At 61.7% G+C, this 14,165-nt stretch carries 11 protein-coding genes; 9 read left to right on the forward strand and 2 right to left on the reverse strand.

All coding sequences use genetic code 11. The features are described from left to right. The first annotated feature begins 271 nt into the window (after positions 1 to 271). The 6 genes from ytfQ to ABIE33_RS26915 all read left to right on the forward strand — a co-directional run bounded on the left by ytfQ (position 272) and on the right by ABIE33_RS26915 (position 7,055). Positions 272 to 1,234, forward strand: coding sequence for a galactofuranose ABC transporter, galactofuranose-binding protein YtfQ (ytfQ, locus tag ABIE33_RS26890; protein ID WP_429130839.1), 963 nt, complete (start codon positions 272 to 274; stop codon positions 1,232 to 1,234). 174 nt (positions 1,235 to 1,408) lie between these two features. Next, positions 1,409 to 2,929, forward strand: coding sequence for a galactofuranose ABC transporter, ATP-binding protein YtfR (ytfR, locus tag ABIE33_RS26895; protein ID WP_429130840.1), 1,521 nt, complete (start codon positions 1,409 to 1,411; stop codon positions 2,927 to 2,929). Then, positions 2,926 to 3,951, forward strand: coding sequence for an ABC transporter permease (locus tag ABIE33_RS26900; RefSeq protein WP_429130841.1), 1,026 nt, complete (start codon positions 2,926 to 2,928; stop codon positions 3,949 to 3,951). Before ytfR ends, ABIE33_RS26900 begins: the two co-directional genes overlap by 4 nt. Next, positions 3,948 to 4,916 carry a galactofuranose ABC transporter, permease protein YjfF gene (yjfF, locus tag ABIE33_RS26905; RefSeq protein WP_429130842.1) on the forward strand — a complete coding sequence of 323 codons (969 nt, stop codon included), beginning with the start codon at positions 3,948 to 3,950 and terminating at the stop codon, positions 4,914 to 4,916. The genes ABIE33_RS26900 and yjfF overlap by 4 nt, the downstream gene beginning before the upstream one ends. A gap of 24 nt (positions 4,917 to 4,940) precedes the next feature. Next, positions 4,941 to 5,684, forward strand: coding sequence for a FadR/GntR family transcriptional regulator (locus ABIE33_RS26910; RefSeq protein WP_429130915.1), 744 nt, complete (start codon positions 4,941 to 4,943; stop codon positions 5,682 to 5,684). Between the two features lie 114 nt (positions 5,685 to 5,798). After that, positions 5,799 to 7,055: a diguanylate cyclase gene (locus tag ABIE33_RS26915; RefSeq protein WP_429130843.1), complete on the forward strand. Its 1,257-nt coding sequence runs from the start codon at positions 5,799 to 5,801 to the stop codon at positions 7,053 to 7,055. A 70-nt stretch (positions 7,056 to 7,125) separates the two neighbouring features. Here the strand turns inward: ABIE33_RS26915 and ABIE33_RS26920 are convergent, their stop codons facing one another. Further along, positions 7,126 to 7,662, reverse strand: coding sequence for an invasion associated locus B family protein (locus tag ABIE33_RS26920; protein WP_429130844.1), 537 nt, complete (start codon positions 7,660 to 7,662; stop codon positions 7,126 to 7,128). Beyond that, entirely contained in the window at positions 7,662 to 10,763 is a 3,102-nt protein-coding gene (locus ABIE33_RS26925; protein ID WP_429130845.1) for an autotransporter domain-containing protein, read from the reverse strand. Before ABIE33_RS26925 ends, ABIE33_RS26920 begins: the two co-directional genes overlap by 1 nt. Positions 10,764 to 11,014: 251 nt before the next feature. On the opposite strand from ABIE33_RS26925, the gene ABIE33_RS26930 reads away from it, so the two are divergent. The 3 genes from ABIE33_RS26930 (at position 11,015) to ABIE33_RS26940 (ending at position 14,154) form a co-directional block, all read left to right on the forward strand. Next, a complete protein-coding gene (locus ABIE33_RS26930; RefSeq protein WP_429130846.1) occupies positions 11,015 to 12,109 on the forward strand; it encodes a sensor histidine kinase in 1,095 nt (364 codons plus the stop codon). Between the two features lie 162 nt (positions 12,110 to 12,271). Then, positions 12,272 to 13,366: a sensor histidine kinase gene (locus tag ABIE33_RS26935; protein WP_429130847.1), complete on the forward strand. Its 1,095-nt coding sequence runs from the start codon at positions 12,272 to 12,274 to the stop codon at positions 13,364 to 13,366. Beyond that, complete coding sequence (locus ABIE33_RS26940) at positions 13,363 to 14,154, forward strand: LytR/AlgR family response regulator transcription factor (protein WP_429130848.1); 792 nt, start codon at positions 13,363 to 13,365, stop codon at positions 14,152 to 14,154. Before ABIE33_RS26935 ends, ABIE33_RS26940 begins: the two co-directional genes overlap by 4 nt. The last annotated feature ends 11 nt before the right edge of the window (positions 14,155 to 14,165 follow it).

Raw genomic sequence — 14,165 nt, forward strand, 5'->3', positions numbered from 1 at the left:
TTCATTGATGACAAGCCTCATTCTGGGCCGGGTCGTTCCCCGAATGCCGTGCTCGCAGCCAACGAACGATCTCGAAGGATAAAGGCGGGATGCAGGCGATATCGGCGGCTGTCTTCGACGCTCTTGACTATGCGGCGAACGCAAGCCGGAAGCGAACCGCGCATCCGATGCGCGTCCGCGATGCATGTTCTCAAACGTGAGTTTACAAAAGTATTATTATATGATTTTTTAAAATCGCTGCGAGGAGAGCAGCTTCTTTGGGAGGAAAATCATGAAATTCGCCAAAGCACTCGCGAGTGCAACGATCCTTGCTGCCTGCACGTTCGGCAGCGCATCTGCCGCAGATCTCGTTGTCGGTTTTTCGCAGATCGGCTCGGAGTCCGGCTGGCGCGCTGCGGAGACGACGCTGACGAAGCAGCAGGCTGAAGAGCGCGGCATCGATCTGAAATTCGCCGATGCCCAGCAGAAGCAGGAGAACCAGATCAAGGCGCTGCGCTCGTTCATCGCCCAGGGCGTCAACGCCATCCTGCTCGCCCCCGTCGTCGCCACCGGTTGGGACGAGGTCCTCCAGGAAGCCAAAGACGCGGAGATCCCGGTCATCCTGCTCGACCGCACCGTCGATGCGTCCGATGAACTGTACATGACCGCCGTGACGTCGGACCTCGTGCATGAGGGCAATGTTGCCGGCAAGTGGCTCGCCGACACGGTTGCCGGCAAGCCGTGCAACATCGTCGAACTCCAGGGCACAACAGGTTCTTCGCCGGCGATCGATCGCAAGAAGGGCTTCGAACAGGCCCTTTCCGGCCACGACAACCTCAAGATCACCCGCAGCCAGACCGGCGACTTCACCCGCACCAAGGGCAAGGAAGTCATGGAAAGCTTCCTGAAGGCCGAAGATGGCGGCAAGAACATCTGCGCGCTCTACGCCCACAATGACGACATGGCCGTCGGCGCAATCCAGGCGATCAAGGAAGCCGGCCTGAAGCCGGGCAGTGACATCCTGGTCGTTTCGATCGATGCTGTGCCGGATATCTTCCAGGCGATGGCAGCTGGCGAAGCCAACGCCACCGTCGAGCTGACTCCGAATATGGCCGGCCCCGCTTTCGACGCGCTCGCCGCTTTCCAGAAGGACGGAACGAAGCCGCCGAAGTGGATCCAGACGGAATCGAAGCTCTACACCCAGGCTGACGATCCGATGAAGATCTACGAAGCCAAGAAGGGTCTCGGCTACTGATCCCAGGTGCAACCGGCGCCTGCGCAAGGCGCTTCCGGATGTCTCCCTGAACCAAGTGAAGTCCAGCGAGACATCCGGAGCTTCAAGCGTTGCAGCGCCGCGTGCCGCATTTGGCATACTGAAGCAATGCGGCGCGCTCGATTGAATGCTCCGTATTCCAGCCCGGGAGGGATCATGCAGGCCGTTGGCGACAATCTGCTTTCAGCGACCCGGATCGACAAGGTCTTTCCCGGGGCAAAGGCCCTGGACAAGGTCGACTTTCACTTACGCACAGGCGAAGTCCATGCGCTGCTCGGCGAAAACGGCGCCGGCAAGTCAACGTTGGTCAAATGCCTTACCGGCGCCTACCGGCGCGACGGTGGGACGATCCTGCTCGACGGCGTCGAGATCGATCCGCGCGACACGTTCAATGCGCAAAAGCTCGGCATCGGCACCGTATACCAGGAGGTCAACCTGCTGCCCAACCTGACGGTAGCGGAAAACCTCTTTCTCGGCCGACAACCGCGCCGATCCGGTTTCATCGATGTCCGCGCCATGAACCGTCAGGCGCGCGCACTGCTCGAAAACTACGAACTCGACCTCGACGTCACCCGCACGCTCGACAGCTATTCCGTCGCCATACAGCAGGTCGTGGCGATCGCCCGCGCCGTCGATCTCTCGGGCAAGGTGCTGATCCTCGATGAGCCGACGGCAAGTCTCGACGCCCACGAAGTTGAGATGCTGTTTCGCATCGTCCGGCGGCTGAAGGCGCGCGGCCTCGGTATCGTCTTCATCACCCATTTCCTCGAACAGGTGTATGAGATCTCCGACCGCATCACCGTGCTTCGCAATGGCCAACTGGTCGGCACCCGCGAGACAGTGACGCTTGAGCGGCGCGATCTGATCTCGATGATGATCGGCCGCGAGCTTGCAGCGGAGATCCGCTCTGCGCGCGAGGGGCAGGATGTGACCGGTCCCGTGCGCTATCGCTTCCGCAATTATGGCCGCAAGGGCCACATCTCCCCCTTCGACCTCGACGTCAGAGCCGGCGAAGTCGTCGGCATTGCCGGGCTTCTGGGCTCCGGCCGCACGGAGACGGCCGAGATCCTTTTCGGTGCTCACCGCGCCGACAGCGGCACGGCCGAAGTGGACGGCAAGACCGTCCAGCTATCGTCGCCGCGCCGGGCGATCGCGCGACAGTTCGGTTTCTGCCCCGAAGACCGCAAGACCGCAGGCATCATCGGTGATCTCTCGGTGCGCGAAAACATCGTGCTCGCCCTTCAGGCCCGACGTGGCTGGACCCGCCCGATCTCCCGCACCGAGCAAAACCGCCTGGCGGACCACTATATCCGGGCACTCGACATCCGCACGGCCGATCGCGAGAAGCCGATCCGGCTCTTATCCGGCGGCAACCAGCAGAAAGCCATTCTTGCCCGCTGGCTGGCGACGGAGCCCGAGTTCCTCATCCTCGACGAGCCGACACGCGGCATCGATGTCGGGGCGCATGCGGAAATCGTCCGGCTGATCGAGGGCCTGCGCGAAAAAGGCATGTCGCTGATGGTCATATCGTCGGAGATCGAGGAGCTCGTCGCCTACAGCACGCGCATCGTCGTGCTTCGCGACCGCCAGCACGTCGCCTCGCTCGAAGGCGAGCGGATCACGGCGGACCAGATCATCGAGGCCATCGCATCGGCGAATGAACGGGGAGCAGCATGACAGCAATACTAAGGAGCTATGCGCACAGGCTTCTGCCGCAGTTGATCGCGCTGGCGGTCATTCTCCTGATGGTATCCTTCGTGTTTCCGGGCTTCTTCCGTCTCGAAATCCAGAACGGCCGCCTCTATGGCAGTGTCATCGACATTCTCAATCGCGGCGCTCCGGTGGTTCTTCTCGCCATCGGCATGACCGTCGTCATCGCAACCAAAGGCATCGACCTTTCCGTCGGCGCCGTGATGGCCATCTGCGGGGCGGTCGCTGCGTCGTCGATCACGTCGGGTCACTCGCTGGCGATGACACTCCTGATCACGCTTGGCACCGGCATCCTTTGCGGCCTGTGGAACGGTGTCCTCGTCGCCATCCTCGATATCCAGCCGATCATCGCAACGCTGGTACTGATGGTTGCCGGGCGCGGCATCGCCCAGCTGGTCACCGAAGGCGCGATCCTCACTTTCAACGATCCGGGGCTGACCTTCCTTGGCAGCGGCTCCTTCGCATGGCTGCCCCTGCCGGTGATCATCTGGCTGGTCTTCGGCATCCTGGTTGCACTGATCGTGCGCAAGACGGCACTCGGTATGCTGATCGAAGCGATCGGCATCAACCGCCAGGCGAGCACGTTGTCCGGCGTGCTAACCCCGGTGCTGCTGATCGCCGCCTATATGCTGTCCGGCCTGTGCGCCGCCATTGCCGGCATCATCGCCGCCGCCGACATCAAGGGCGCCGACGCCAACAATGCCGGGCTCTGGCTCGAACTCGATGCCATCCTTGCCGTGGTCATTGGCGGCACCTCGCTTCTCGGCGGCCGGTTCAGCATCGCCGCCTCCGTGCTTGGCGCCATCATCATCCAGTCGATCAACACCGGCATCCTGCTCTCCGGCTTCCCGCCGGAATTCAACCTGATCATCAAGGCGGCGATCATCGTGTTCATTCTCGTGCTGCAGTCGCCGCCGGTGCGCAACGCTTTCACCTTTTTAGCGCTCCTGCGCGCCAGCAGAAAACCGACGGAGCGGCAAGCGCGATGAAACCCAAGTACCTGCCGCTGACCGCAACCATCGTCATCTTCGTGCTGAGCTATGCGCTTTGCGTGGCGCAGTATCCCAACATTCTGTCGACGCGGGTCATCGGCAACCTCCTCACCGACAATGCCTTCCTCGGCATCGCCGCCGTCGGCATGACCTTCGTGATCCTGTCTGGCGGCATCGACCTGTCGATCGGCTCAGTCATCGCCTTTACCGGCGTGTTCCTTGCCGTCGCGCTGGAGAACACCAGCATTCATCCGCTCGCAGCCTTTGCGATGGTCCTTCTCATCGCGACGCTCTTCGGCGCGGTGATGGGTGCCATCATCCACTACCTTGAGATGCCCGCCTTCATCGTCACGCTCGCCGGCATGTTTCTGGCGCGGGGCATGGCCTTCGTGCTGTCGATCGATTCCATCGCCATCAAGCATCCGTTCTATGGCACGTTGAAGGGGTTCTATTACAAGCTGCCCGGCGGCGGCCGGATCACGCTCATCGGCGGGTTGATGCTGCTGGTCTTTGCCATCGGCATCCTCATTGCCCATCGCACCCGCTTCGGCACGGACGTTTATGCCCTTGGCGGCGGTACCGCCACCGCCAAGCTGATGGGCGTACCAGTCGGGCGTACCACCATCATGATCTACGCGTTGTCGGGCCTGCTCGCGGGGCTCTCCGGCATCGTGTTCTCGCTTTACACCTCAGCCGGGTATTCGCTTGCCGCCGTCGGCGTCGAACTCGATGCGATCACTGCAGTGGTGATCGGCGGCACGCTTTTGACCGGCGGCTCCGGCTTTGTTGCGGGAACCTTCATCGGCATCCTCATCCAGGGACTGATCCAGACCTACATCACCTTCGACGGCTCGCTCTCCAGCTGGTGGACGAAGATCCTGATCGGCCTGCTGCTGTTCGTCTTCATCCTGATGCAGAAGGGCATCGTCTACGTGTCGCACAGCAAACAGCGACACGCCTAGGAAAGGGTCCAGTTGTACCTCATGCTGCCAGGACCTTTCGCAAGACAACCGGTGAAACGTTCAAGCCATGGCCATGTGGTCGATGAACTCGGGCGCGCGGTGATCGGCGGCGAGTTCGCAGCCGGCGATATTCTGCCCGGCGACATCGAGTTGGAGGCGCGCTTCAAGGTGTCGCGTACCGTGCTGCGGGAGGCGATGAAGACGCTGGCGGCCAAGGGCCTGGTGTTCCCACGCGCGCGCATCGGGACGCGGGTAATGCCGCGAGCGCACTGGAACCTGTTCGACAGCGACGTGCTCTCCTGGCACTTCAGCGTCGGCGTCGACGAGAACTTCTTGAACCACCTGAGCGAGATCCGGCTGGCGCTCGAACCCTCCGCGGCAGCGCTCGCTGCCGAACGCGCCACCGACGCCGATATTGCCCAGATGATGCGGCTCGCCGTCGCCATGGGCAACGACGACCACAGCGCCGAAACGCTGGCGCACGCGGACCTCGAATTCCATCTGCACCTGCTCGAGGCATCGCTCAACCCGTTCATGCGCACGGTCGGCAGCCTGATCGAAGCGGCGCTCATTGGTGTTTTCAAGCTCACAAACCCGACCGCCGACCGCAGTGAAATCGACCGCGTCGCCGTGACCCATATCCGCATCGTCGAGGAAATCCGCCGCGGTGACGCCGAAGGCGCCCGACATGCGATGGAAGAGGTGATCCGGGCCGGCCAGCGGCGGCTGGTTGCCGACCTGACGATGCGACAAACCGCGCCGTCATAGCACATCGGAAGTGCCCGCCTCGGCGGCCGTGACCCCTGCCAATCCTCGCCGCCGCCATTTGTGAAACCTTTAAGATTCTGGCGCATAACGTCCCGCAGAATCCAGGAGTGGACGGTGGAAGCGCTACATACCCCGACGATCATGATCAGCTCCTTCGCGACGCTGGTGGTCTTTGCAGTCTTCTTCGCACTCGCGTCGCGTCAGGAGCGCAACAGTCTGGAGCTGCGGCTGTGGTCCGGTGCATTCCTGGTCGCTGCTGTTGGATTTACCCTGCTTGCCTTCAGGGGCCCTGGCTATTCCTTCGTCCCGGTGTCGCTGGGCAACGCCCTTGCGGTTCTTGGGTTGGCGCTCATCTGGCTCGGGCTGCGCGCCTTCGACAATCAACCGCTGAAGGTCGCGTCCGCATTGTCCGGTCCGGTGTTGTGGCTGTTGGTCACCGGCTTTTCCGATTACGTGCAGAACAGCGTCACCAGCAGGATCGTGCTGTTTTCGGCACTGATCTTTGTCTACTCGGCGATGATCGCGGTCGAGATTTTCCGGTCCGAAAATTTCCGCAGGCTTCCAAGCTCCTACATCGTCGCCTTTCTCTTCGCCACGCACGGGCTGTTCTACCTCGCGCGAATCCCACTGATCTTCGTCTGGCCGCTCTTCGGCAACACGGCGTCAGGCGCCGAACAGCCGCTGTGGTACCAGTTGCTGACCTTCGAACTGTTCATTCACAGCCTTGCCGGCGGGTTTTCGTTCTTCGCGCTGATCAAGGAAAGGACGCAGTACAGATACAAGCTGGCGTCGGAAACCGATGCCCTCACCGGTGTGCAGAACCGGCGCGCTTTCATGGCGAGCCTCGACGCCTATCTGGCGACGGAACCCGGCGAAGGGGCGTTGATGTACATGGACATCGACCACTTCAAGGCGATCAACGATCGCCATGGACACGCTGTCGGCGACAAGGTGCTGATCGAGTGCGCCGCCGTCATCTCGCAAGCCGTGGGCGGCCAGGCCTTCCTCGCGCGCATGGGCGGCGAAGAGTTCGCTGCCTGCTTCCCCGGGGTCGACCGGTCACGGGCCGCAGCCATCGCCGAGGATATCCGCAGTGCCTTCGAGCAGGCGCTGGTCAAGGCGGGCAACACCACGCTTTCGGCAACCGTCAGCATCGGCGTGGCCTTTGTCGGCAGCGAGCAGGAGGCAAGCGAGCTTCTGTCTTCCGCCGATCGCGCACTCTATGCGGCAAAGGCTGCAGGGCGAAACGCCGTCTGGATCTCCGGCAAGGACGGCGCTCCCCGGTTCGCGTCGGGGCTGGCGGCCCAACCAAACGAGAGAGCGCCTTCCCCGCGGAGGACCGAAAGAGGCCCGATGGCGGAATGCGCCTGAGCCTTCGGCCTAAAGCATACGCCAAGCCGGCGGTTGGCACGCTGCCAACCGCGGTCAAAAAAAGCTTTGCCTAAGCCTTCTGCATCAAAACAATGGTTCGATCGAGGGCGGCTCCGAACCCCTTGAGCGAGATCGAAAAACTCACCTGCTTCTCGGTGTCGCTGGCAAAGGCTATGAGCTTCAGCACCTTGCCACCACGCAGCAGCTTGATCGTCTCCTCATTGAACGTCAGTGCAACGATGCATCCGACCGGCATGCAGGTGCGAAACCGCGAGGGCTTGCTGCCCGTGGCATCATCGACCCCAAGGGAGACACCCTTGTCCAGATAGAGGCCGAAGGGCAGCGCAAGCTGGCCCTGGACGGCAGCATCGTCGACTGATTCCAGTTCCAGTGTCAGAACACGCTGCCCGCTCTCATGAAACTGGCGTTGCGATAGAACGCACCTGCGATTGCCGTCTGTCGTTGAACAGGCGACACTCCAGTCGTCATAGGTTTCGGCGAGCGATGAAGGAGCCGGCCCGTCCTTCGACGCCTGTTGCGCATGGAGCGGGCTGATGGCGACGATCGTCACCATCAGCAAGAGTGTGGCCCAGCGTAGAAGCCGCATCAGAAGCGCACATCAAGCTTGGCATCGACGGCATTCTGTGTCGTGCCGGAGCCAAACTGGCCGGTGTAGGTGATACCGAGGCTCGCATTGGCGGTCAGCGCGAAGTCTATGCCGGCCTCGATGATCGCCGCATCTTCGGCGATCGGCGTACCTGCAACCGAGAAGGCATTGCCCGTCCCGAAAGCCATCGTCGAGAAGGGCGTCGTGTCGCCAAAGGCGTGCTGCCAGCCGAGCATGCCCCGCACCTTCGCCTCAGTGCCTAGGCTGAGAGGTGCAGAGGCTCGAAGGCCGAGCGTCGTGAAGGTCGTATCGGTCGTGTTGCTCCTGCTCGACAGAGCCGCTGCAGCACCACGTTCGTTGAATCCGTCGGTGTGCAGGCTGACATAGGCGAGGTTGGCGAAGGGCTCGAGCGCCATGCTTGGCAGGTCGATGCGGTAGCCAACTTCGCCGAATGCCTGGAACGTCCCGGCATCATAGTCGGCCTTCAACTGATCGCTGAAGCCCGGGAAGGCGACGGTCCGGGACGTGTTGATCGAATGCCAGGTATAGGCAAGGCCTGACCGCAGCGCGACATCGCCCCAGCGACCGCCGCTGTAGACGCCGAGATGGTAGTTATCGCTGTCGCCGCTCGAACCACGGCTGTCGACATCGAAATTCGTCCGGCTATAGCCGGCCATGATGCCGATCAACGCATTGTCCGAGACGGCAGCATCAAAGCCGGTGATGAAACCGCCCGTCGACTGATCAAGCTGACCGGCATTGCCGTTGCCATCGCTATTGGTCCAGGAGCCGAACACCTGCCCCCAGCCGACCATAGCCGGCGGCGGGACAGCGACCGCGTTGATCGCCCCGACCGCACCGGTCGTGATCTTGTCCTCCGGCCCGTAGGCCAGAACCGGGACATTGGCAGCAGCGACGTCGCCGAAAGCGTCGCGAATGCGGTCGTTAGCCGCGTTGCGCAGCAGGCTGCTGTCGTTGATCAGCGCGGTCTGCGCCGAGGCATGGACCTCCCCGGACAGCTTTTCGAAAGCACCGCGCGCATTTGCGGCGTCGAGCGCCAGGAGACTGTTGTAAAGCGCGAGCGATGGCCCGCTCTGCGCGAGCGTGTTGAGGGCGAGCGCCGTGTTCCTCTGATTGCCGCTGATGGCCACGCGTTCGAACTTGGCCGACGTGCCCGGCGTGCCCGGGTTCGGGTTTCCAGGGTTGGGATTGCCAGGGTTCGGGTTGCCGGGATTTGGATTACCGGGGTTGGGATTACCAGGATTGGGATTACCAGGATTAGGAGTACCCGTATCCTTGATCGCGATCTTGAGGTCGACCTGCTTGTCCTTCTGCTCCAGCGTGACATCGAGAAAGGCGGACTTCGAAATCGCCTGGGCAAACTGGCCGTCGACGCCGTTGTCGGCGGTCAGAATGGTATAGGTCTGGCCGTTCTGATAGCTGGTATTGGCATTGAGCGCCGTCACCTCGACATTGACGCCATTGCCGATCGTCGCGACGCCGTCGCCCCGCACACCGTTCTGCAGGCCCTTGACGGCGATCCTGTCGGAGCGACCGTCGCCTGCGATGTCGGCCTCGTAGATCGAGCCGTCGCTCATTTCCAGTTGCCCCATGATCGTCAGCGTGCCGGTCGAATTGTTTCCCGGCGCAATGACCGCTCTCTTGTCGATCGCTGTGTCACCGATGGTGCCGGAACCGCCAAGGCGACCGAAAGCCGTCGATGTCGGATTGCCAATGCGGTTCAGCGTTTCCCCCCAGACGACGACGGAATTGGTGTAGGTCTTTCCGCCAAGAAAAGTTGTCTGCACTCTTCCCGCTTCGCCATCGACGATCAGCGTTCCATCCTTCACGTCGAACCGGGTCGTGCTGTAGTCCAAGGGGCCCGTGTCCGCGTCGTTATCGATTGTGTCGAGGTTGCTCTTGAGAACCAGCTTACCGCCGGAGACGTTCACCTTGCCGTGGAACTTCGTCAGGTCGCCGCTCACGGTCGTTTCGCCGGAGAAATTGTTGATCGACCCTTGGCCACCGATCGTGTTGGCAAATTCATAGCCGGTGTTCGTGTGGTTGAAATTGACGTGGCCCTTCCTTGGGCCGAAATCGATCTTCGAGGAGGGATCGACCGTACCGGCCGCCTGCGCCTGCCGAGCGATCGGACCGCCGACACGATCCATATCGACCTTGCCGCCGATCGAAAGGCTGCCCATGCCTTCCCGGATCGCACCACCGACGCCAGAAAGGACGATACCACCGCCCGCTGACAGCTTTGCGCCGTTAGCGACCGAAAGGTTGACGTCTCCGGCCTCACCAATCGTCAGCTTATCATTGACCTTGAACTCGCTGCCAGCGCCGTCGACAGACACATGAATGGTGTTGACGCTCTCATCCTCCCGGAGGGTCGCGGTGTTGGTCGAGACCACGGCGCCCTTCTCGATCGTGAAGCTGTCGCCGATCGTAAAGTCGCCGGCGTTGATCCAGCGCGAATTCTCGCCGCTCACCAGAACCGTGCCGTTCTCGAAAATGGCCTTGTTGGAGTTGATGACGCCACCGTCCTCGATCCTGACCGCGCCAGTGTTGAGCGTCAGCGCGCCGAAGGCAACCCCCAGAAAATCGGTACTGAGCATGGAGCCGGCACCGCGCACCACGAGCGTTCCGTCGCCTTCCTGCAAGGCGCCGATGTAGGTCTCCTTGGCGGAGACTTTGCCGCCATTCTCGACGATCAGCGTGCCCTTGCCGCCGTAGATGCCGCCCTCGAAACCCCCGACGAAAAGCACGCGGTAGCCGCGCGGATCTGGATCGACGATATCCCAGGTCGAGCCGGGACCGGAGACGACGACCGTTCCGACCGAGCCCTTGCCGTCAGCGATGTAGCCGCCCTTGCTCTCGACGGAGGCGCCGTCCTTGATCGTCAGAGTAGCGCCACTGGAACCGCCGCGGATCACGAGATTGCCGTTGATCGTATGGTCGGTGGTCCAGGTCGTGTCGTTTGGAACGAGCAATCCGGCCGCCTTCGCCGGCGACGGGCCGAACGGTACGGCCGCCAGCATGATCGACACAAGACCGGCGCGTCCAAGCGCAGTCGAACTCAGAAGGTTAATCCTCAAAACGTCCGCCTTCACACAGGTATTCAATGTCTGCCCCTTTTCATTTGCGTTCGTCAGCGCACAACCCCCAGGCGAATACGAGCCGGGGGCTTGCGGGTCATCGGGCGCTATAGCAAGGCGGGGAAAGGGGAGAATTCTGCTTTCTGCGAACGGCAAATTGCAGCGCCCAATGGTTGGGGCTTTCTGCGAACGGCTCGATTTCGCCGACGAACGGCAATCGACAACCATCTCGGCCTGAGGGATAAACCCACATGGCACGAGGAAATGACACGGCTTCGCCGGAAGAGACTCAGTATACCGCAGGTGTTCGCCGTGCGACGCTTTCCTTCGGCTTCCTCTATCAATTCATGCAGGGCGTTATCACCAGCGTACTATGGGCAGTCCTCGGATATGACCCAATAGAAGTTGCGCCGATCACCTTGATCCTGGTGTTGAACGGCACGCTGATGTCCTATGCGATGGCAGCCACGCTCTTCAGGTGCAGGGAGCGTTCCATTCTCTTCAAGCTCTTGGTCGGCTCCGCCTTGTCGCTCGTCGCGGCAGTGATCAACGCCGGCGTCGACCTCGCCTGCCACTTTCTTATCGAGCATGGCGATCCGGTGGACGTCAACTGGACCAATGTCGCTTATACCGTCATCTATTGCGTGGCGCTGTTCCACGGATGGGCTTTCTTCTACATTGCGCTTCTCTCCAATTTCGAGTTGCGCGAACGCGAACGGCGCCTGGCCTTGACGCGAGAAGAGGCGTTAACGGCGCAGATGCGGGCGCTGCGCTACCAAGTCAACCCGCACTTCCTGTTCAACACCTTGAATTCGATCGCCGGGCTGATCGAGGAAGGTTCTTCGACGGCGGCGGGCCGCATGGTGCTGTCGCTCTCCTCCTTCCTGCGCACGACGCTCGAACTCGACCCAATGCAGGACGTCTGTCTCGCCGACGAACTGGCACTGCAGATCGGCTATCTCAACATCGAGGGCGAGCGCTTCTCGGACCGCATGCGACTGAAGCTTGACATCGCACCCGGCCTGGAGCAGGCGCTCGTGCCGAGCCTCATTCTCCAGCCGCTGATCGAGAATGCGGTGAAACACGGCGTCGGCAGTTCGGCCGGTGCGGTCGAAATCCTGATCAGCGCGGCACGTCACGGTGAAACCCTCGAGCTTTCCGTCGAAAACGACCTGACGATCGAACCGCAATGCGCGACCAAAAAGCCTCCGGGAACGGGAACAGGCCTCAAGAATGTCGCCGACCGCATCAGGGCCCGATTTCCCGAGATGGGGGCCTTCATCTCCGGTCTTGTCGCACCGCACCGCTTTCGGGCGGCGATCACCATGCCCTTGAGGCTGGCATGACCCTAAGGCCTCCGCGGAGCGGCAAGCCGGTAAAAGCAAGGGGATTTGCATTCCGCAAGCGGCAAATGGCAGCGCCTGAAAGGTCAGGACTTTCTGCAAACGGCTTGATTTCGCCGACGAACGGCAATCGACATTGGCGGCCGGTTGAACGATAAAAATGGCATGAAACCCAAGGACGAAACAAAATCGCCGGACGAAAGCGCCTATATCGGCAGCGTTCGGCGCACGACGCTCTGGCTTGGTTTTCTCTATTGGTTCGTGGAATTCCTCATCAGCAGTATCCTTTGGGGCATACTCGGAATCGATCCGATCGTGTCTGCCCCCGGCAAATTGCTGCTGATGTCCTGTGGCATGGCTCTTTCCTACGGTATCGCGGCGGCGATGTTTCGGGTCAGGCACCGGCATATCGCCACCAAGATCGTCGTTGGATTCTCGACCTCTCTCATTGCCGCCTTTGCCAATACCGGCATCGACTTCCTGCTCTATGTTTTATTCGTGCGTCCCGACCCGCTCGCGGTCGACTGGACGAATACCGGTTACACGCTCGTCTACAGCATGGCGACGTTCGTGGGGTGGTCGTTCTTCTTCGTCGCGCTGCTCTACAGCTTCGAGCTGCGTGAGCGCGAACGGCGCCTGGCGATCTCGCGCGAGGAGGCATTGGCCGCGCAAATGCGTGCGCTCCGATACCAGGTCAATCCGCACTTTCTGTTCAATACGCTGAACTCCATCACCGGCCTGATCGAGGAAGGGCAGACCATGGCAGCGACCCGCATGGTGATGTCGCTTTCGAACTTTCTGCGCACGACGTTGGAGCTCGACCCGCTGCACGACGTGCGGCTCGCGGATGAACTCGCCCTGCAAACCGGATATCTGCATATCGAAGGCGAGCGTTACTCCGACCGGATGAAGCTGCGGATGGACATCGCCGATGGCCTGGAAGAGGCTCTGGTGCCAAGCCTGATCCTGCAGCCCTTGATCGAGAACGCCGTGAAACACGGCGTCGGCCGCTCTCCTGATCAGGTTGAGATCGTCATCAGCGCGGCCAAGGTCGGCCATGCGCTCGAGATCGCCGTCGAAAACGATATCGCGCCGGAGACCGGGGGCGGGCGACGCCAGTCTTCCGGCACCGGGATCGGTCTCAAGAATGTCGCCGATCGGGTGCAGGCGCGCTTTCCAGGCGTCGGCGCCTGTGTATCCGGCCTTATAACGCCCAAGCGTTTCAGAGCAGCAATCACAATGCCCCTGAGGCTCGCATGAACGAAGTCCAGATAGAGCCCCTGTCGATCCTCGTCATCGATGACGAGCCCCTGGCGCGGCGCCGCCTTATACGCCTGCTCGGGGCCATGCCCGGGATCAAGATCGTCGGGACGGCAGGCAATGTGCAGCAGGCCTGCGTTCTCGTCGCCGAACTTTTGCCGGATGTGATCCTGCTGGACATCCAGATGCCCGGCGGCACCGGCTTCGACATTTTGGAACGGCTGGGCAACAACGCACCTGCCGTCGTTTTCGTGACCGCCTTCGACCACTATGCCCTTCGCGCCTTCGAGGCCGCCGCGGTCGACTATGTCACCAAACCGATCGAGCCCAATCGTCTACGAACTGCGATCGATCGGGCCCGCATGGCGATTGCGGCACGAACAAGCGCCGAACGCGTGCTGGAACTCAACGAAGCCGTGCGGGCGCTCCGGCAGGCGCTTCGCAAGCAGGAAGCGCAGGTCGCCGATATCTGGGTGAAGGCAAGAGGCGAGTTCATTCGCATCGGGCTCGATCGCGTGGTGCGGTTCCAGGCGGAGCGCGACTATGTGCGCATTCACACCGAGAACAAATCCTACCTGCACCACGAGAGCCTGGCGTCACTCGAAGGCCGGCTGGACCCGACGGAATTTCTCCGGCTCCACAGAAGCTCGATCGTTCGGCGCCATTGTATCGTCGGCTTGCGGCAGGCTCCCTTTGCCGCCTTGATCGCACTGCTATCGGACGGAAGCGAAATCCGGGTCGGACGGACCTATGCCAGGCATGTCCGCCCGCCCTCTGCAGAGCGTTAGCATACCGGCAG

The organism is Ensifer sp. 4252 (genome assembly GCF_050434565.1).
GTDB lineage: Bacteria > Pseudomonadota > Alphaproteobacteria > Rhizobiales > Rhizobiaceae > Ensifer.